The organism is Acidobacteriota bacterium (assembly GCA_016713675.1).
Taxonomy (GTDB): domain Bacteria; phylum Acidobacteriota; class Blastocatellia; order Pyrinomonadales; family Pyrinomonadaceae; genus OLB17.
This window is the reverse complement of sequence record JADJOS010000001.1, coordinates 2,549,974-2,568,662: the sequence shown is the minus strand read 5'-3', so window position 1 is coordinate 2,568,662 and position 18,689 is coordinate 2,549,974. Positions and strand designations below refer to the sequence as shown.

At 54.7% G+C, this 18,689-nt stretch carries 17 protein-coding genes; 9 read left to right on the top strand and 8 right to left on the bottom strand.

All coding sequences use genetic code 11. From position 1 onward, the window contains the following. Positions 1 to 312: 312 nt before the first annotated feature. Complete coding sequence (locus IPK01_11740) at positions 313 to 1,380, bottom strand: quinone-dependent dihydroorotate dehydrogenase (protein MBK7934147.1); 1,068 nt, start codon at positions 1,378 to 1,380, stop codon at positions 313 to 315. Between the two features lie 116 nt (positions 1,381 to 1,496). Here IPK01_11740 and pyrR point away from each other — a divergent pair, with 116 nt between their 5' ends. Genes pyrR through IPK01_11720 form a run of 4 tightly spaced genes read left to right on the top strand, consistent with a single transcriptional unit; the run spans position 1,497 to position 4,872 of the window. Further along, complete coding sequence (pyrR, locus tag IPK01_11735; GenBank protein MBK7934146.1) at positions 1,497 to 2,042, top strand: bifunctional pyr operon transcriptional regulator/uracil phosphoribosyltransferase PyrR; 546 nt, start codon at positions 1,497 to 1,499, stop codon at positions 2,040 to 2,042. 39 nt (positions 2,043 to 2,081) lie between these two features. Next, positions 2,082 to 3,029, top strand: a complete 948-nt coding sequence (locus IPK01_11730) for an aspartate carbamoyltransferase catalytic subunit (GenBank protein MBK7934145.1) — start codon at positions 2,082 to 2,084, stop codon at positions 3,027 to 3,029. Positions 3,030 to 3,036: 7 nt separating this feature from the next. Continuing rightward, entirely contained in the window at positions 3,037 to 4,320 is a 1,284-nt protein-coding gene (locus tag IPK01_11725) for a dihydroorotase (protein MBK7934144.1), read from the top strand. 36 nt (positions 4,321 to 4,356) lie between these two features. Beyond that, on the top strand, positions 4,357 to 4,872 hold the full coding sequence (locus tag IPK01_11720; GenBank protein ID MBK7934143.1) for a hypothetical protein: 516 nt from the start codon (positions 4,357 to 4,359) through the stop codon (positions 4,870 to 4,872). On the opposite strand, the gene IPK01_11715 is transcribed toward IPK01_11720, so the two are convergent. From IPK01_11715 to IPK01_11700, 4 genes are read right to left on the bottom strand one after another with little or no spacing between them, the layout of a single operon-like run. Continuing rightward, positions 4,869 to 5,027 (bottom strand): hypothetical protein, encoded by a 159-nt coding sequence (locus IPK01_11715; GenBank protein ID MBK7934142.1) that lies wholly within the window; start codon positions 5,025 to 5,027, stop codon positions 4,869 to 4,871. The genes IPK01_11720 and IPK01_11715 overlap by 4 nt on opposite strands. A gap of 26 nt (positions 5,028 to 5,053) precedes the next feature. Next, a complete protein-coding gene (locus tag IPK01_11710) occupies positions 5,054 to 5,461 on the bottom strand; it encodes a hypothetical protein (GenBank protein ID MBK7934141.1) in 408 nt (135 codons plus the stop codon). A gap of 2 nt (positions 5,462 to 5,463) precedes the next feature. Then, positions 5,464 to 7,278: a carbamoyltransferase gene (locus IPK01_11705; GenBank protein MBK7934140.1), complete on the bottom strand. Its 1,815-nt coding sequence runs from the start codon at positions 7,276 to 7,278 to the stop codon at positions 5,464 to 5,466. 3 nt (positions 7,279 to 7,281) lie between these two features. After that, entirely contained in the window at positions 7,282 to 8,415 is a 1,134-nt protein-coding gene (locus IPK01_11700) for an SGNH/GDSL hydrolase family protein (protein ID MBK7934139.1), read from the bottom strand. A 198-nt stretch (positions 8,416 to 8,613) separates the two neighbouring features. Between IPK01_11700 and IPK01_11695 the strand changes: the two genes are divergently transcribed. Further along, positions 8,614 to 9,396 (top strand): TerC family protein, encoded by a 783-nt coding sequence (locus IPK01_11695; GenBank protein ID MBK7934138.1) that lies wholly within the window; start codon positions 8,614 to 8,616, stop codon positions 9,394 to 9,396. 235 nt (positions 9,397 to 9,631) lie between these two features. Next, complete coding sequence (locus IPK01_11690; protein MBK7934137.1) at positions 9,632 to 10,618, top strand: matrixin family metalloprotease; 987 nt, start codon at positions 9,632 to 9,634, stop codon at positions 10,616 to 10,618. 84 nt (positions 10,619 to 10,702) lie between these two features. On the opposite strand, the gene IPK01_11685 is transcribed toward IPK01_11690, so the two are convergent. Next, positions 10,703 to 11,596, bottom strand: a complete 894-nt coding sequence (locus tag IPK01_11685) for an RluA family pseudouridine synthase (GenBank protein MBK7934136.1) — start codon at positions 11,594 to 11,596, stop codon at positions 10,703 to 10,705. A gap of 192 nt (positions 11,597 to 11,788) precedes the next feature. On the opposite strand from IPK01_11685, the gene IPK01_11680 reads away from it, so the two are divergent. Both IPK01_11680 and IPK01_11675 read left to right on the top strand, forming a co-directional pair. Then, a complete protein-coding gene (locus tag IPK01_11680; GenBank protein MBK7934135.1) occupies positions 11,789 to 13,267 on the top strand; it encodes a sigma 54-interacting transcriptional regulator in 1,479 nt (492 codons plus the stop codon). Positions 13,268 to 13,306: 39 nt separating this feature from the next. After that, positions 13,307 to 16,096: a hypothetical protein gene (locus IPK01_11675; GenBank protein ID MBK7934134.1), complete on the top strand. Its 2,790-nt coding sequence runs from the start codon at positions 13,307 to 13,309 to the stop codon at positions 16,094 to 16,096. Positions 16,097 to 16,103: 7 nt separating this feature from the next. On the opposite strand, the gene IPK01_11670 is transcribed toward IPK01_11675, so the two are convergent. Beyond that, a complete protein-coding gene (locus IPK01_11670) occupies positions 16,104 to 16,838 on the bottom strand; it encodes a hypothetical protein (GenBank protein ID MBK7934133.1) in 735 nt (244 codons plus the stop codon). A gap of 303 nt (positions 16,839 to 17,141) precedes the next feature. Next, the gene (locus IPK01_11665) at positions 17,142 to 18,092 is read right to left on the bottom strand and encodes a threonine/serine dehydratase (protein ID MBK7934132.1); all 951 of its coding nucleotides are present in this window, start codon (positions 18,090 to 18,092) and stop codon (positions 17,142 to 17,144) included. A gap of 198 nt (positions 18,093 to 18,290) precedes the next feature. Between IPK01_11665 and IPK01_11660 the strand changes: the two genes are divergently transcribed. Next, a complete protein-coding gene (locus IPK01_11660) occupies positions 18,291 to 18,686 on the top strand; it encodes a hypothetical protein (GenBank protein MBK7934131.1) in 396 nt (131 codons plus the stop codon). Positions 18,687 to 18,689: the final 3 nt, after the last annotated feature.

Genomic DNA, 18,689 nt, shown 5'->3' with positions numbered 1-18,689 from the left:
TGTCAAATAAATAGCAGTTGATGCCTCGAATGTCGGTGACTTTGTATCGGAGTTAGTTGCCGAGGAAGGGTAAGCGGCAGCCATGGACTTGTGTGAATGATCGAAGTGCGAGACGGCGGTGAAAATTTGCATTTTTTGTCAAAATGAAACACCTAGCGTCTTATAATTAGTTGCTTGGATATAACGACACAGGTGTTTTTCCTGCCTTGCCATTTCTTGACGTATTATCGCGTTTCTGTGAAACCGACCTCTATTACGCGACGTAATGTAGCCAAGGACCCTAAATACAGCTCAACACCAAGAAACTTTTTCTCAATTCGTGCTCGACCCTACAGCCTCGTCGAATGATGCAAAACCACGCTTTTTCAGAATTGCAGCTAACCCACGGTTGATCTCGACCGCGAACGCTGGCCCGCCGTACACAAATCCGGTGTATGCCTGGATCAAGCTTGCACCGGCAGCGATCTTTTCAAATGCATCGTCGGCAGTAAAGATTCCACCGACTCCAACGATCGGCAGTTTACCCTTAGAATAGCGGTAAATGCTCGCGATAACTGTAGTCGAGCGGTTCGTCAGCGGCATTCCGCTTAGTCCGCCGGCCCCGATTGCGTCAATGTTCTTTGTTTTCAAACCTTCACGCGATATCGTCGTATTTGTCGCGATGATCCCCGCCAGCTCGTATCGCATGGCAATACCAACGATCGACTCGATCTCTGCTTCGCTTAGATCCGGAGCGATCTTGACCAACAGCGGCTTCGCTCCAAGCTCTCGATTGTTCTTTTGCAGTTCTCCAAGCAGTTCGTCCAAACTTTCAGCTTTTTGTAATTCCCGCAAATTCGGAGTGTTTGGCGATGATATATTCACCGCAATGTAATCTGCAACCGGATGGACGATATCAAAACTCTTGAGATAATTTTCAGTCGCGTCCTGGTTAGGAACGCCTTTGTTCTTGCCGATATTAACGCCGACTACGCATTTTCGTTTGATATCCCGCAATCTTTCAGTGACGACCTTCGCACCATCGTTGTTGAAACCAAGCCGATTTATCAATGCCTTGTCTTCCGGTAAACGAAACATCCTCGGCTTTGGATTGCCCGGCTGCGGATCATAGGTGACGGTACCGACCTCAACAAACCCAAACCCGAGCGAAGCAAGTTGGTCGACCACAACGCCGTTCTTATCAAAACCCGCCGCGATTCCCAATGGATTCGCAAATTTCAAACCAAACCGCTCGACTTCGCCTGATGCCGGTTCATCACCAGACGAAGCAAAGATCGACGCCAAGCCAAGTTCCATCGCCTTGATGCCGAGTTCGTGTGCTCGCTCGGCATCGAGACGAAATAGTGCCGGCCTGATCAGCTTTTCCCAAAGAAATGACATAGTCTTAGTGCTTGATTTTAGTTGAAGCGGCCGAATATAAAAACTTCGAAGTAGAAACTTTGAACTTTACCCGCACGTTTGTTACGATTTGCTAGCAAATGGGTGACGATATCAAATTGGTAGAAAAATCGCGGATCATGGATTCCGCCGCGATGAAGCGCGCACTGCGTCGGCTGTCAACGGAGATCGTCGAGACGAATCACGGTGCAAAAGACCTTTATATAGTCGGTGTCCGCCGTCGCGGCGTGCCTCTTGCCGAAAAGATCGTCGATAAGATCGAAGCACTCGAGGGCGAACGCCCACTGTATGGAATTCTCGACATCACACTCTATCGCGACGACCTTTCCACCGTCGGCGCAAACCCGATCGTTAATCGCACTGAGTTGGACCACGATATTGACGACAAAATAATCGTTCTCGTAGATGATGTGCTGTATACAGGCCGAACCATTCGCGCGGCTATGGACCAACTCATGGATTTCGGCCGTCCGCGCAAAGTGCAGCTTGCCGTCCTCATCGACCGCGGCCGCGAACACCGCGAATTGCCGATCCAGGCCGATTTCATCGGCAAACTCGTACCGACCAAGCAGACCGAGATAATTAAGGTCATGCTAAAAGAATTTGACGATGTCGAGGCCGTTGGCATTTTTGAAAGACCGTAAACAGGCTGTGCAGCCTGTTTTTTTTCGCTTAATTTTCGAATGGATAAACCGTTCAGACGACGAGACTTGCTTGGCATCCGCGATCTAACTGCCGCGGAGATCACCGGTATTCTCGACACAGCGGAAAATTTTAGTGAGATCTCAAATCGGGAGGTCAAGAAGGTTCCGGCCCTACGCGGCAAGACGGTCATCAATCTCTTTTTCGAGGCCTCAACCCGCACACGAACGTCTTTCGAACTTGCAGCCAAACGGCTCTCCGCTGACGCGGTCAATATCAGCGTATCGTCATCGAGCGTCAGCAAAGGTGAAACGCTGCTCGACACGGCGATGAACCTCGACGCGATGGCACCCGACTGTATCGTCGTCCGCCATTCGAGTGCCGGCGTTCCGCATCAACTTGCAAAAGTAAGCAAAGCCGCGATCATTAACGCCGGTGACGGTGCCAATGAGCATCCGACGCAGGCACTGCTCGACGCGATGACGATCCGCGAGCACAAAAAGCAGATCGCCGGCCTCGAAGTCGCGATCGTCGGCGACATCCTCCACAGCCGCGTCGCCCGCTCAAACATTCATCTGCTAACAAAAATGGGAGCAAAGGTCCGCGTCGCCGGCCCGGGAACGCTTGTCCCCGGCGACTTTCAGCATCTGGTAGAAAACAATTTACAGGTCTGCGACCACATCGAAGACGCCATCACCGGAGCCGATGTCGTCATGATCCTTCGAATCCAAAGCGAACGCCAGGACGCCGCGTATTTCCCGTCCTTACGCGAATACTCGATCCACTTCGGCCTGACGAACGAACGCCTCGATCTCGCTAAAAAAGACGCCATCGTCCTGCATCCCGGCCCGATGAACCGAGGCATCGAGATCGCGTCCGAGGTTGCCGACAGCTCGCGTTCGCTTATCTTAGACCAAGTAAAATACGGTGTCGCGGTGCGAATGGCGGTCTTGTATCTCGCAACAGGAGGCACGGCTTCCGGTTCGTAGTTTTTTTATGAAGTTACTGATCACAAACGGCCATCTCATCGACCCGGCGGCTGAAGAAAACACGGGGATGAACATCCTCATCGAGGATGGCAAGATCGCGGCGTGGCTGCGGCCGAACGAACCGACGCCCAGCGATTGCGAAGTGTTTGACGCCAGCGGGCTGCTTGTGGCTCCGGGTTTTATTGACATGCACGTGCATCTGCGGGAGCCGGGACAGGAGCATAAAGAAACGATCGCGAGCGGTTGTGCGGCGGCTGTAGCTGGCGGTTGGGCGAGCGTTTGTCCGATGCCGAATACTAATCCCGTCAACGACAATGCTGCGATCACGCGTTACATGATCGAGCAGGCGGAACGCGCGGGCCTCGCGAATGTGTTCCCGATCGGCGCCATTACAAAATCTTCCGACGGCAGCGAACTCGCTGAAATGGGCGAGATGAAAGCGGCCGGTGCAGTTGCCGTCTCGGATGATGGCCGGCCTGTGCCGAACGCGGGAATTATGCGGCGGGCGATGCAGTATGCACGCGATTTTGATCTACCGGTGATCGATCATTGCGAAGACAAATCGCTTTCCAGCGGCGGCGTGATGCACGAAGGCCGCATTTCCCTGCTGCTCGGCCTCAAAGGAATGCCGGCCCTCGCCGAAGACATTGACGCTGTCCGCGACATCATCCTTGCCGCCGATACCGGAGCTCACGTTCACATCGCGCATGTCTCGACGCAAGGGGCCGTTGACGCAGTCCGCCGGGCGAAAGCCGAGGGCCTGAAAGTTACGTGCGAAGTCACGCCGCACCACTTTACGCTTACAGATAAAGCGGTCGAGGGCTACGACACCAATACCAAAATGGCTCCGCCTTTACGCTCCGAGGAGCATCGCGAAGCCGTGATCGAGGGAATAAAAGACGGCACGATCGACGCGATTGCCACGGACCATGCTCCGCATCACGCGGATGAGAAGGCACTTGAATACGACCGGGCCCCGATGGGCATTACGGGGCTCGAAACAGCGCTCGGCCTGGCCTTTAATGAGCTTGTCCACAAAGGCGTCATCGATCTCGTTCGGCTAGTACAATTATGTTCCACGAATCCTGCGAAGATCTTCCGCCTTAAAGAGCGCGGAACGATCCGTCCGGGCTCGATCGCAGATATTACGATCATCGACCCCGACCTGCAATGGACGTACCGCAACGCAGACTCCAAATCCAAGTCCCGCAACTCCCCGTTCGACGGCTGGCAATTCACAGGCGGAGCCGTCGCGACCATCGTCGGCGGCCGAATTGTCTATCGCCGCTAATTGTGGCAAAGTGTTGCAGTAAAAAGGAGAACAACTATGAAATATTTACTTTCGTCAGTTATTTGTATGTTCGCGTTTGCGGGCATCGCGTTTGCGCAGTACACCAGCATCTATACAAGCACCAAAACCAGTGCATGTCGTACCATCAGTTCAAATCCTGACGAGGCCGGCTCTTACGAAGGCGAATGCAGCGGCGCCGGCGGCTACAAGATCCGACTGATCGAAGGCGATATTCGACAGACGATCAACGTCATCACGCCCGCCAAGAAGAAATTCGAACTGAATTTCTGGGCTTTCTATGGCGGTTTTTCCTATGTGGGTGAGAAGATCGAGTGGCGTATGAAAGGAAAAGTGCCCGTCGCGATGATCGTCCGTTATAACGTGGCCGGGAGCGACGACTCACAAAAGAGTACTTCCTATCTCATGGTCTCGAAAGTCGGCGCAAAAGAATCATGCGTGACGGACGTCATCATGCCGGGTTCCAAGCAGAACGAAGAAGCACGCATCGCCGCGGATAAGGCGTCTACTATGCCGTGTAAATCACTTGACTAAAATATCGAGTAGATGAATGGGGCAATTGCTGACGATTGAGCAAATACAAGCAATGCCCCGATCCCTACCAAGATAACGACCATCGGCAACAGCCAATATTTCTTGTTTTGTTTGAAAAACAGCCAAAATTCGTGCAATAACTCAAATCTTCTCATTGGTTCGCTTCTCGTTTTCTATCTTATCAAAAGAGCCTCTCAAATTGTTCGTTGTCGGGTCGGGTTTTCTCGCGTCTGTGCCAATAGCTTTCGTGGTTCTCTGACCGCAGGTCGAGCGGATCGCGGCCTCTAAGACGCGAAATGAACCGGTACGGAACAAAGACCAGACAATACACTAGCGTTAGAATTATCCTGCTGTTTACGTAGCCAAGCGCAAAAGCGATCTTCATCCAGACCCGATGAAAGACCTTTGCAGCCGGAGCAACGAAGGCTCCAACAAGGAACAGGACAGCGGCGATCGCCCCCAAAACAATGACCACGTTCATTCTTCCGCGGTAAAGAAACCAGGCTGTGGCTCCGACGAGCACGACCGCCACAACAAACGCTGTTTTTCGGGCCTCTTCGCGAGTTACGCCTTTAATGTCTGTATTCATTTCTAATCCAGCGGAAACTCCGCATGCCAGTCGCTTTCCATTGCGATCGCAGCCGTCTGATCGTTCTTATCGAGCACAATGTCTCCCAACACGAGATAGTCCATACCGGTTCGCATGAAACATCGAAACGCGTCCGCCGGTGTGCAGACGATTGGTTCGCCGCGCACATTGAATGATGTGTTGATCAAAACCGGATCGCCGGTAATTTCACCAAACCTCGTGATCAGGTCGAAGAACCGAGCATTTCCCTCACGAGTAACGGTCTGCACGCGGGCCGAATGATCTACATGTGTGACCGCAGGGATACGCGAGCGTGGAATTCGCAGTTTGTCGAGCCCCCGAACGCCATCGTCCGACGCCGCAACACGCTGCCGTTCACTTACCGCGGCAACGAGCAGCATGTACGGCGAGTCGGAATCGAGATCGAAATATTCGCTTGCTCGTTCACGTAACACCGCAGGTGCGAAAGGCCGGAAAGATTCGCGGAACTTGATCTTCAGGTTCATTCTCGACTGCATCTCCGCCGAACGCGGATCGCCTAAAATACTCCGTCCGCCAAGTGCACGTGGACCAAACTCCATCCGTCCCTGAAACCATCCGACGATCTTTCCATCGGCCAAAAGCCTGGCGACTCGATCGATCATTTTGGTCTCCGCCAGCTCCAGATACACCGCTCCCGCATCATCCAAAACTTTCCGAACAACCGCTTTTGAAAATTCCGGCCCGAGCAGCGAACCCTTTATCGAATCTCTCGGGCCAACCTTTCTCTCGTTCCCAAGATATTGGTGCCAAACCGAAAGGGCCGCTCCGAGAGCCCCGCCGGCATCACCCGCCGCGGGTTCGATCCAAATGTTCTCGAACGGCGTTTCCCGCAAAATTCGGCCGTTCGCAACGCAATTCAAAGCAACGCCGCCGGCGAGGCATAGATTGGTCTCGCCAGTCTCTTTGTGCAAGTGGTTTGCCATCCGGAGCATAGCCATTTCCGTAACTTCTTGTACGGAACGTGCCAGGTTCATCTCACGCTGTGTCCATTTAGTCTCGGGACTTCGTTCCGGGCCGCCGAACAAGGCTGCAAACTTCTTGTTTGTCATCCTGAGACCAGCTGCAAAGTCAAAATATTCCATATTCAGCCTCAGCGAGCCGTCGCCGCGCAGATCGATCAGATTGTCCAAGATCGTCTTCACATAAACCGGCTCGCCGTATGGAGCCAAGCCCATCAGCTTATATTCGCCCGAGTTGACCTTGAAACCCGTAAAATACGTGAACGCTGAATACAGTAGTCCGAGCGAGTGTGGAAAACGCAATTCCGCGAGAATATCGAGTTCATTTCCATTGCCTATGCCGTAGCTCGACGTCGCCCATTCGCCGACGCCGTCTATGGTCAGAATCGCAGCGTGTTCAAACGGCGAGGGGAAAAAAGCCGACGCTGCATGAGCTTGGTGATGTTCGGTGAATAGCACCTTGCCTTCGAAGCCTGTCTGCTTTCTGATCGTTTCGCGTGTCCAGAGGTTCTCGGTCAACCAAACCGGCATCGCTTTCAGATACGAACGAAAGCCGCGTGGTGCAAAGTCGATGTAAGTCTCGAGCAGCCTCTCAAAGGTCAAGAGAGGCTTGTCATAGAAAACGACGTGGTCGATATCGTCGCGGGTAATGCCCGCGAATTCGAGACAAAACTCCATCGCCTGCGCCGGAAAACTCTCGTCGTGCTTCTTGCGTGTAAAACGTTCCTCCTGCGCCGCCGCGACAATGTCGCCGTCCTGAACGAGACAAGCTGCCGAGTCGTGATAAAACGCCGATATACCGAGAATATTTACCATTATCTATCGCAGTTCGCACATCCTTCGCCCCAACTCGGTGCCGGCGACCTGATGACCGAGCTTGTTCCAATGCCCGTATCCAATGTTTCCCTCTATACCGTGAATGTCTGCTTGCACGCGCCTTGTGTAGTCGCCCAAGGCCGTTGCAAGCGCAATGACGGGAATCTCTTTCGATCTGCAAAACTCGGCGATCCTCCGGTCGGGATAAAGAAGATCATTGATTCCAAGCATCGACGCTAACCGATCTCGCTCTTGGACGTTGGGAAGGACTTGACCGCCATTGCTCCCAGTAACGACAACGAATTTGGCATTCGCTGAACGAACTTCGTTATTCATCAGATCGAGGATACCCTCGGTAACACGCCACGCATTCTGCCAATTTGCATCGGTCGGCTCGCGATACACTTGATAGTCTACGCCAACTTCTGCTACCGGCGGTGATGGTGCTGGTCCGACCGAAGTATTGCCGGCGGAAGATGTCGTTGAGTCCTTCCATTGCCGGTATTTGTATTTGATCGAGGTTTGAGCTTCGCCTATTGCTTGGACAACACGGAGGCTATTCTTGAGCCAGATGCCGAGACGGCTGAGGTTCGAGTTTCGCACCAAAAATGCCCGCTCGGTTCGAAAACTCTCGTCCAGAACAAGCATGCCCTCACGGTATTCAAAATATGGTATCGGGACCTTCTTAAACACGCGGGCGTTGTCTGAGATGTCGTTATTGGTCGTCATCAAAAGTATAACTGCGTCGGGCGAGTATTTGAGAACATCTTCCCTGAGCATCAGTAGCTGCTGCGCCGTGCCGTAGCCGGAAACGCCGAATCGCAGCACCTCGAACTGTTGGCCAAAGCCGCATTTTTCGATTTCGGCTTGCATAAACTGCACGAACGATTCATCTCTCTCTACCTGTAATGCCTCAACGTAAGAGTCTCCGATAATTGCGATCCGCGTAACACCCGGGGCTTTTGCGATAGTGTGTTCGACATCACGAAACCCGGCGCTGTTTATCTCGACGAAGCTCCGGCCTTCCTTACGATACTGGCCGTGCATGTTCGGGATCAGCGAATAGCCGCGTGTTTCATGGGCTGTGTAGAATTCGGGTGACGAATATCCGGCAATTCGCAAGACTGCTTCAGCCACGACCAGACCGGCCAAAAGACCGCAGGCCAAAAGCACAAGCGCGAATACACGCTTTTTCCATTTAGAAAGACCAGTCCGTGATTCTGTCGGCGTTGTTTCCATTTGCTCAAACAAATCTATCAAACAATTTTATAATTCGTCACTGTGACATATAATATTTGAGATTATCGGCTACGTGCCTTTGGAGAATCGACCTACATGGAATTCCTTTCAGATCCGCAAGTATGGATCGCTTTTGCGACTTTAACGGTACTTGAGCTCGTACTGGGCATCGACAACGTTATTTTCATCTCGATCTTGTCCGGCAAACTGCCGAAAGAGCAGCAGGCAAAGGCCCGCTATATCGGATTGGCTCTCGCGCTGATAATGAGGGTCATTTTACTCTTCTCGCTTTCGTGGGTGATCGGCCTCGTTGCTCCGCTATTCACGATCTGGGGGCAAACCTTTTCCGGAAAGGACCTCGTTCTGCTGATCGGCGGGCTGTTCCTGATCGCCAAATCGACCCACGAGATCCACGGCTCGCTTGAGGGCGAGGTTGGCCACGAATCTAAAAAGGTCTATGCGGGTTTTGCCAGTGTTATCCTGCAGATCGTGGTTCTCGACATTGTTTTCTCGCTTGATTCGGTCATAACTGCGGTCGGTATGATCAGCGACCAATACGGCCCATACGGTATTTGGATCATGATCACGGCGGTGGTCATCTCGATAGCCGCGATGATGGCCTTTGCTGGCTCGATCGGTGCCTTTGTACAAAAACATCCGACCATCAAGATGCTCGCACTGTCGTTCCTGCTGCTGATCGGCGTAATGCTTGTCGCAGAGGGCTTCCATCACAAGATCCCGAAGGGCTACATCTATTTCGCGATGGCCTTCTCGGTTATCGTTGAGATCCTGAATATGCGACTCCGTAAGAAAGCGGAACCGGTCCACCTGCACAATCCGTTTACTGACGACGACGAAAAAAAGGCGGTCGGAGCATAATGCCCGTGTTGGCTTCCCGGCCGCTTGACCGGCGAGGTTATCGGAGCCGCGGATCAAGATCCGCGGCTCCGTTCAAATTGTCGCTGCGCGACACTTATCCGCTCGAAAACAGACGGCGACGTTCGATCTTTTCCCTGCAACCTCTTGAATCGCAAATAACATCCATCTCCACAACGAAGGTTATGGTATCTTGTAAATCGTTGTGAACAAACAGATAAAAAGGCAGAGTGGCTCGATGGTCTTGTTTAAGCAGGTTTTGGCAGTGGTGTTTGTGCTGCTCGCGGGCATTGCTTTGTCCGCAAACGCACAGGTTTCGAGCAGGGGCTATGCCGTTACAGGTGCGGGCTGGCAGTGGCCGGCCTCGACTGACGGCATTGCTTACATTCCTGTCTGTTGGGAAAATCCAAATGGCTGGAACGCCGAAACGGCGGTCGTCAAGAATAAGATAACGAGCACCTGGCAAGCCGCGGCAAACATCAATTTTTACGGCTGGCAGCAATGCGTCGCTGCGAGCAAAGGCATCCGCATCCTGATCACCGATACGCGCTCGAATTCGGGCATCGGCCGTTACATGGATGGCTCGCGGAACGGCATGGAGCTGAACTTTACGTTCAAGAACTTCTCGCCCAGTTGCCAGGCTGCCAATCGGCGCATGGCGTGTATTGCGAGCGTCGCGGTGCACGAGTTTGGCCATGCTCTCGGGCTGATGCACGAACAGGATCGTGCCGATTCGACTTGTAAGACCGAGGCTCGCAAATCGGGCGGCCTGCTCCTCACCGTGTACGACCCCGACAGCGTGATGAATTACTGCAACCCGCGTTGGAACAACGACGGTGCTCTCTCCGCTCTCGATATCGTCGGCATCCAAAAGCTATACGGCGCACGCAAGAGCACCGCCCCCGGCAGGATCACGATCACCGATGAACTGAACATTGCCGCTGGGCAACGTGCCGAGAACATTATTATGCACTTCGGCTCGAACAACGTCAGGCGCGACTTCGTCGTCAATACCAAGACTCCCGTCGCGAAACAGTCTTACACCTTTAACGGGCCCGGAAAGTACTGCTATAAACTCTGGTCGAATACGCTCTATGCCGATAACAAGTATTACGAAGGCTACGGCGAAGGCTGCTGGACCCTCGAAGCCGGCAAAAACTACGCCGTCAGCGTCCGTTTTAAGAAAGGCACACGCGGAAAAGCGTTCGACATAGTCCTGCAGTAAATGGCACAAGCCCGCACGCAGTAAGGGCGTAACGCGCACGTCGAATGTTACGCCCTTACTGCGTGCGGGCTTATGCACCTGTTCTCAGAATATAACGTCCTTCTCGAACCGCATCATCTCCCGCGTCGTCGGATGCGGGAACGCCAGGCGGTAGGCATGCAAACATAGACGGCGGTACTTCGAGCCGGCACGCTGCACATCACCAACAATAGGATACCCAATATGGGCAGCGTGGATGCGGAGTTGGTTCGTACGGCCTGTGACGGGCTCGAGTTCGAGCAGCGTTGTTTTTTCGTAACGCTCACGAACCTTGTAATTGGTCACGGCTCTCTTCCCGTCGTCCTTTACGCCCCAGAGCTTTATGTCCGCAAACCGCCCGATCGGTGCGTCGATCGTTCCGCTGTCGTGCTCGACCACTCCGTCGACCAACGCAAGGTAAAGTTTCTCTACCCGCTTCTTCAGAAAATGCCCCGAAATAATCCGATGAGCCCTCGCCGTCTTCGTAACGACTACAAGCCCCGAAGTAAGCCGGTCAAGCCTGTGCGGAAGGCCTGGACGGATCATGTCGTTCTTGTCAGAACCGCCTGCGTAAGCGGGCGGCGTGTGCGAGCCGATTAAGTCGACCGACACGCCACCCGCTGACGCAGGCGGTTCTGACTGGTTCAAGTAAAACGCCAGCGCATTCAGCAGCGTACCGCTGTTGTCACGATGCGAGGGATGCATGAGCATGTCTTCGGGCTTGTTGATTATTAGCAGTTCGTCGTCCTCGAATAATATGTCGAGCTCGATCTTCTGCGGCTGCATTGCCGTCCCGCGTGTGTGGTCTACCGTGATCTCAACAAAATCGTTCGGGCGCAGTTTGTAGCCGCGGTTCTCCCAACGGCCGTTCACCTCGCACTGTTCGGCCTTCACGACCGCGCGAAGATACATCTTGCTGAGCGAATGAAATTGCCCCAGCAGAAAGTCTTCGAGCCGCATTTTATTGTGCTCGTCCCCGGCTGTGATGTGTACGCGAGTTTCCACCACTTGATTGTAGCGTATCCTTTGTCGGGCAGAGCGGAAACGCGAGTGTGAACGGACGTGCCGAAACGAATCACCCCGTTGGCGCACTCGTTTACCCTCGTGTTTCCGTCATCAGGCCGCCGTTTGCGCTACAATTTTGTAGGTAAAGTGAAACTAGACCACATCGATCTCATCGCGACGGCGGCCGGTGCTTTTGCGGACGGCAGCGGGCTTCGCGATGGAGCAGGCGTCGTGACGAAGACAGTAATGCGTGCATTGTCGGCTGACGTCGCGTTCATCGTCCGGCAGCGTGTCGACGACGGTGTCGCCGACCTCGTCGCGGCCGAAGGCGTCGGCGTTGCCGATTTTCGCCGCCTCGAATCGCGCATTGCAAAGAGCAGCCTTTGGCGTATGTTCGAACTCTCAAAACCTCTCGCCATCGATGACGTCGGAGCCGACCGGGCACTCGATTTCCTGGCATTTGGCACCCAAACCCGCTTCCTCGTGGCTGTCCCCGTATCAGTAAAAGGCAAGACCGTCGGCATGGTTGCGGCGGGCTTTCGAGGCGGAACACGCGTTGAGGAGAACCGAGTGGTCAGAGTGCTCGGTGCATTTGCCCCTGTCATCGCGCAGGCGATGTTCGTCGAGCGGATGTTGGACGCCGCCAATCGTAAACTCGCCGAGGAGAATCTTCACCTAAAGCAGGAGCTCAGGCAAAAGTATGACCTGTCGCAGCTCATCGGCAACTCCGGGGCGATGCGTACGGCCCTCGATCAAGTGACGCAGATCGCACGATCAAACTCGACCGTGCTTCTCCGCGGAGAGCATGGGACCGGCAAGGAACTGATCGCCGGCTCCATTCATTACAACAGCCTGCGTTCGAAACGCTCGTTCGTAAAGCTAAACTGCTCCGATGTGCCCGACGCGTTGATCGAAAGCGAGATCTTCGGATCGGATAAGAAGGGCCGATTTGAACTTGCCGACGGCGGAACGCTTTATCTTGACGAAGTAGGCGGTCTGCCGCTCCATCTCCAGTCCAAGGTGCTCCGTGCGGTGCAGGAACGCAAATTCGTACGCACGGACAGCGGCGAAGATGTTTCCGTCAACATCCGTCTTATCGCATCGTCTAGTCAGGATCTGGCTGATGCGGTTCGCGTGGGCACGTTTGACGGTGAACTGTTAGATCATCTGGCCGGCTTTACGATCTATCTGCCGCCGCTACGCGAAAGGAAGGCCGACATTCTGCTGCTTGCCGAGCATTTCCTCGAAAAGTACGAGATTGAACACAATAAGAACGTCAAGCGTATTTCGACGCCCGCGATCGACATGCTCACTGCCTATCATTATCCCGGCAACGTGCGTGAGCTCGAAAATGTCATCGAACGGTCGGTGCTGGTCTGCGATTCGAACGTTATTCACGGCCATCACCTCCCGCCGACGCTGCAAACCGCTGAGGTCAGCGGTACGGAAACTCGCGTGACCCTGGCCAGTGCAGTCGAAGCGTTCGAACGGGACCTGATCATCGACACGCTCAAATCGACACGGGGCAACGTCGCTAAGGCCGCGAAAATGCTCGATTCGACCGAACGCATTCTCGGCTATAAGATAGTAAAATACGAGATCGATCGAAAGCGTTTCCGCCGATGATGCAGAAGCCCGCACGGTAGTAGGGACACAACGCGAGCTATGCGTAAAGAAGAAAATCTCATCAAGGACCTTCCAGACGCCGACGCCGCCCGGCGATTTCTCGGCCAGTTCACCGAACAGCACGCCGCCCAGCACGAGAAACTGTTGAGGCAGGACGGGCTGCTGTCAGATGTTTTGACGCTTGTCTCGTTCAGCCCCTTACTCGCGACTACGCTGCTCCAGCATCCGGATTACATCTGGTGGCTCGGACGCAAACGGCTCGAATCGGGCGTTCGCAGCCGCGAGGAATTGATCGAGTCGCTCGCCCGGTTTGCTCTGACCAATTCCCAACTCGATCCGCAAGTATTATTCGCTCGTTTCCGCCGCCGTGAATTGCTTCGGATATATCTCCGTGATATTCGCCGGCTTGCGACGATCGCTGAGATCACTGAGGAAATATCCAATCTCGCCGATGCGATACTCGAAACTGCCCTCGAACGGGCACGCCACGAGATCGACAATCGTTTCGGCCATCCGCAGGAGGCCGACGACAAAGGCCGCTTCGTTCCGTCCGGCTTTTGCATTGCCGCACTCGGCAAACTCGGATCCAAGGAGCTCAACTATTCCTCCGACATCGATCTGCTGTTTATATATTCTGCCGAGGGTAAGACCACCGGCGGTTCGCGTGAAAGCGTGACCAACCGCGAATACTACGTAAAGCTCGCTGAATACATCACCAAACTCGTCGGCTCGCCGTCGGGCGAGGGTGCGGCATATCGCGTCGATCTGCGGCTCCGCCCGCACGGTTCGCTCGGGGCGTTAGCATTGTCGGTGGGCGATATGATCAGGTATTTCAAGACCGAGGCCCGTGCGTGGGAACGCCAGGTGCTGATCCGTTCGCGCGGTTGTGCCGGCGATACTGAACTGTTCAAACAATTCTTCGGCACGGTCGAGGACCTGATCTTTTCAAAAAAGCAAACTATCGAAACCGCCCTTGCCAACGTCCGTCGTTCCAAAGAACGGATCGATCAGGAGAACATAAACCGGCGTGGTTTCGATGTGAAGCTTGGCCGCGGAGGCATTCGCGAGATCGAGTTCCTTGCTCAGGCCCTTCAGCTTGCCTACGGCGGCAAGGACAAATGGCTCCGCAGCCCGCACACGTTGATCAGTTTGTCGCGGCTTGCGGACCGCAAGTATATTTCCAAAGCCGAATTGTCCGAGCTGTCCACCGCCTACGAATTCCTTCGCCGCACCGAGCACATCCTGCAGATGAAGAACGGCGTCCAGACGCACACAGTTCCCGATGATCCTGATAAACGCGGCCTCGTCGCCCGCAAGATGTCGTTCGCATCCGCAGGCGATTTCGAGGCCGATCTGACGCTCGCGACCGACAATGTCAGCAGGATCTTCACCCGGATCTTCGGCGAAACTCCTGCCGAGGATGCCGATCTCGAAGTTACAGAGGTGCCCAATCGCGAAGAGCGAACGCGTTCGCATGTCCTCGAGTCGATCGAGAAATCCGACGTTGACTTCGACGCCACCGAATCGAATGTCGCTGTGCTGGATAAACTCGTCTCGGTGTCGCCGCACTTTGCCGCAATGCTGGCGGCGAACCCGCAGTTAGCGGTCGATCTGCCCGATCCGGAAGACGAATTCGAGCAGCCGGACTACGAGATGATAATGTCGGCAGCGATCGACGGCACGAGAGATTTCGGCCACCGTTTGTCGGCGATGCGAAAGGTATGGTCGCGGCTGCTGCTTGAGCTGGTGGTGCGTGACATCTTTGGCAAACTTGGCCTCAACGAATCTAAACGGGCTCAGACCGAGCTTGCCGAGGCGAGTATCAAGGCCGCCCTCGAGGTCGTCCGCGACGAATTGACCAACCGCTACCGCCCGCACGAAGTCAATCTCGATATCGCGATCCTCGCCCTCGGCAAACTTGGCGGCCGCGGGCTTGATTATGATTCGGACCTTGATCTGGTGATGGTCTATTTCGATCCCGGGCATCAGATCGCCGGCGTGACGGCGGCCGAGTTCTATGCACGGGCCGTGGAATTGTTCTCGACAACGCTTTCGTCAATGACCCGCGACGGCAATCTGTATCGCGTCGACCTTCGTCTGCGCCCCTTCGGTTCCAAGGGCATGACCGCGATCTCGATCGACGCGTTTCTGGACTATATGCGCGATAAAGCGGCCGTCTGGGAAATGCTCGCGTTCGTCAAACTCCGCGCGGTCGGCGGCGACCAAAGCCTCGCTCGGAACGTCGAAAGCGAAACCCGCCGCATCATCCACGAACGTGCCCTCACCGTCGACACCGAAGAGCTACGCACCGAGACCCGCCGCGTCCGCCTCGCTCTGGAAAAGGAAAGGACGCGCTCGTTGCGTGGCGGCGACATCGATATAAAGTACGGCAGCGGCGGCATGCTCGACATTTACTTCGCGATGCGGTATTTGCAGCTGCGCGACAACGTTCCGGACGTTGCGGATAGAAACGGAGAAGAGGAGAAGAGGAGAAGTGGGGCCGATGAGAACCCGCGCTCCACTTCCACGATGTTAGACAAACTTGAGCAACATCATCGCGAAGCGTCTTCGTTACCCGACTCCTCTACTCCCCTTCTCCCTCTCTCGGCTTTGCGAGATGGCCACACTTTCCTCTCCGCTCTCGACCACCAACTCCGCCTCACCATCGGGCGGACGACGAGGCTTTCGATCGCCAACCAAACTGCACTTGCGACCATCGCCGAACGCATGGGTCTTGGGTCGCCCGCCGAACTCCTCGAACATCTCACCGCCCACCGCCTCGCCATCCGCGAGGCATTCGACGCGATATTACCGGATTTGAACAGATAAATGTGCGTTAGGCCGCCCAGCTGGTTATCCACGCGGCAAAGGTCAACCATGCGTTTGTCTCCGAAACCATCAATCGCAGCGGATATGACGCGATCAGAATTGCAGCACCGATCATGAACGGCTTGTTGAGCTTCCCGTTCTTAACAGTGTCGTAGATAAGAAATCCAAGCGCCAGAAGTGTTGGGATACCAAAGAAGAATAACGGGCCGAAAGCCTGAAGTGTCGGAATTGGGATCCGGGCTACCGCGGGCGGCAGAAAGTTAATCACTGTCAGCAGCATCAGCCTTTTGTGATCGGCGAGCTGTTTGCGAAAGTAGATCGCGGCGCCAAAAAAAACGGTGAACAACACTATGTCAACGAACGGGACGATAAAAAACGCTAGAGGCGGAATATCCGGAGGCGAAGCGGCCGAACCATTCTTAGCGGCAGCCGCGCCAGTAAAGAAGCCAACAACAATGACCACAATTGCCAGGGCGATGCCAAGCATGCCCATATTCATATGAACCTTCGCCCGCTTTGTGCGGATCAGCCAGACCTGCGAAACAAAGAACGCTACCCACAGCGTCATCACCAGCCCATGAATATGAACGAGGATCGACGGCACCGCCGGACCGTCAACGACATACCGAAAATAGTAGGTCCTGCCAAAGCCAAGCAATACCACCAGCACAAACACTACCGCGACGGCCCCATAAACGCGCCTGTCCGAACGTCTCCAGTCAAAGTCCGAATTTGTTGCCATAACTTTCTCCCCGTAACCGAATTCGGGATATAGTACAACGGATCTCGCTCAACTGAAAGCCGCGTTACGATTCCTTAGAACGCCTTGCAGCAAGCAAATAGACTTCTACGGTGGGCAGATAACCTTCTGCAACGACCAAATAACCTTCTGCTACGGCGAAATAACCTCCTGCTTCGACAGAATAACCTTCTGCTACGACGAAATAACTTTATGCAACGAGCAAACAACCGTTCGTTCGGCAACGAAGTTGGCTCTCGATCGGCAAGCACGTTCACGCCACCCGCTCACGCAGGTGGTTCTGACTTAGAGCAACTGCAAAAACCCGCAAAGGTCGCTCACGCCCGTATTGCCGCCGCAGAGGATGAGGACGACGCGGCTGTCGGCGTTGAAGTTGTCACGCAGTTTCTCTGCCGCGACGAGCGTTACGGCCGCCGCGGGTTCGGTAATTACCTTGAGCCGCTCCGCGATGAAGACCATGGCCTCGACCGCTTCGGCGTCAGTGACGACCGTGACCGATTCGTAGTATTTCTGCACCATCGACAGCGTCAGATCTGATACATAAGGGGCTCCCAGCGTCTTTGCAATGGACGTGATCGCATCCATCTCGACTACTTTACCGGCCGCAACGGCTCGCGACATCGCATCAGCACCTTCCGTCTCCACTGCCCACATACGGATATCAGGGTTGAGCGACTTTGCCGCCACAGCAACTCCGCCCGCCAAACCACCTCCGCCGATGCTCAGAATGATGTCCGTGGTCTCCGGTGCGTCCTCAAGGATCTCCAGACCCACCGTTCCCTGCCCCGCGATGATCACTTCGTCGTCAAACGGATGCACAAAGACACGGCCTTCGGCCTCGTAGTCCTTTATTCTGTCGAACGCGGCCGCGATGTTGGGCTGAAGTTCGACCGTCGCACCATATCCCCGCGTCGCATCTACATAGACCTGCGGCGTATTTGCAGGCATCAGGATCACCGCGTCAACGCCCAGGACGTTCGACGAATACGCAACGGCCTGCGCATGATTGCCCCCGCTCACCGCGACCACGCCCTTGGCACGCTCCTCGTCCGACATGGTCAGAATTTTATTAAACGCCCCGCGAGCCTTGAATGCACCTGTCTTCTGGAAGAGCTCGAATTTTACCGAAGTATGCACCCCGAGCCGCCGACTTATACTGTTGCTGTATTCGAGGTGTGTCCGCCGGACGTAAGGCTTTATCCGCTCCGCTGCCGATCTGATGTCGCTGATGTCCATTTTGGTAATATATCACGCCGGTGTCAGTAGCCCGCACGTAAGTAAGGGCTCAACGCGGTCATGAATACAGGTTATACCGGACCAAGCGAGGTGTCCGTCGAGTCGAATAACCCGTCACTTGAGCCCTTACTCACGTGCGGGCTACGGACACATATCGAACGCTTGGGCAACTGACCCGGACGAAGTAATATATATAGAATGTCAGAACCCGAATTGATGAAAGAATCCGACGTGCATGCTTTCGGCGTCGAGATCGTATATAAGCAACTGCTCGAAGCCGGTTGGGAGATCGACTCCGCCGACGTCTATGCCGACCGAATGCAGGAACCGCAGATCGTTGCCCACAAGGACGGTGAGATCGGTTTTTTCGTGGTCCGCACTGCCATGTACCCGGGCCGCGGCCGAATCGAAGGCCAGGAAACCTTCGAACATCTCGTCAATCACGCCAATAACCACGGCGCATCGTGTTATTTCGCCAGCGTCGGCATCGCCAATTCCGAAGGCAAGACCGAGGAAGAAATGACCATTCCCGTCAAAGGCGTCGCGTACCACGTAGCGTTCGACGGGCTGGTAAAGATGGAACTTCCGCAATAAGCC

What these genes read in the sequence shown, in the direction of transcription:
- IPK01_11740 (MBK7934147.1), bottom strand. Translation starts at nt 1,380, where the DNA reads ATGTCATTTCTTTGGGAAAAGCTGATCAGGCCGGCACTATTTCGTCTC.
- IPK01_11730 (MBK7934145.1), top strand. Translation starts at nt 2,082, where the DNA reads ATGGATAAACCGTTCAGACGACGAGACTTGCTTGGCATCCGCGATCTA.
- IPK01_11725 (MBK7934144.1), top strand. Translation starts at nt 3,037, where the DNA reads ATGAAGTTACTGATCACAAACGGCCATCTCATCGACCCGGCGGCTGAA.
- IPK01_11720 (MBK7934143.1), top strand. Translation starts at nt 4,357, where the DNA reads ATGAAATATTTACTTTCGTCAGTTATTTGTATGTTCGCGTTTGCGGGC.
- IPK01_11715 (MBK7934142.1), bottom strand. Translation starts at nt 5,027, where the DNA reads ATGAGAAGATTTGAGTTATTGCACGAATTTTGGCTGTTTTTCAAACAA.
- IPK01_11710 (MBK7934141.1), bottom strand. Translation starts at nt 5,461, where the DNA reads ATGAATACAGACATTAAAGGCGTAACTCGCGAAGAGGCCCGAAAAACA.
- IPK01_11705 (MBK7934140.1), bottom strand. Translation starts at nt 7,278, where the DNA reads ATGGTAAATATTCTCGGTATATCGGCGTTTTATCACGACTCGGCAGCT.
- IPK01_11695 (MBK7934138.1), top strand. Translation starts at nt 8,614, where the DNA reads ATGGAATTCCTTTCAGATCCGCAAGTATGGATCGCTTTTGCGACTTTA.
- IPK01_11690 (MBK7934137.1), top strand. Translation starts at nt 9,632, where the DNA reads ATGGTCTTGTTTAAGCAGGTTTTGGCAGTGGTGTTTGTGCTGCTCGCG.
- IPK01_11685 (MBK7934136.1), bottom strand. Translation starts at nt 11,596, where the DNA reads ATGCGGCTCGAAGACTTTCTGCTGGGGCAATTTCATTCGCTCAGCAAG.
- IPK01_11675 (MBK7934134.1), top strand. Translation starts at nt 13,307, where the DNA reads ATGCGTAAAGAAGAAAATCTCATCAAGGACCTTCCAGACGCCGACGCC.
- IPK01_11670 (MBK7934133.1), bottom strand. Translation starts at nt 16,838, where the DNA reads ATGGCAACAAATTCGGACTTTGACTGGAGACGTTCGGACAGGCGCGTT.
- IPK01_11665 (MBK7934132.1), bottom strand. Translation starts at nt 18,092, where the DNA reads ATGGACATCAGCGACATCAGATCGGCAGCGGAGCGGATAAAGCCTTAC.
- IPK01_11660 (MBK7934131.1), top strand. Translation starts at nt 18,291, where the DNA reads ATGTCAGAACCCGAATTGATGAAAGAATCCGACGTGCATGCTTTCGGC.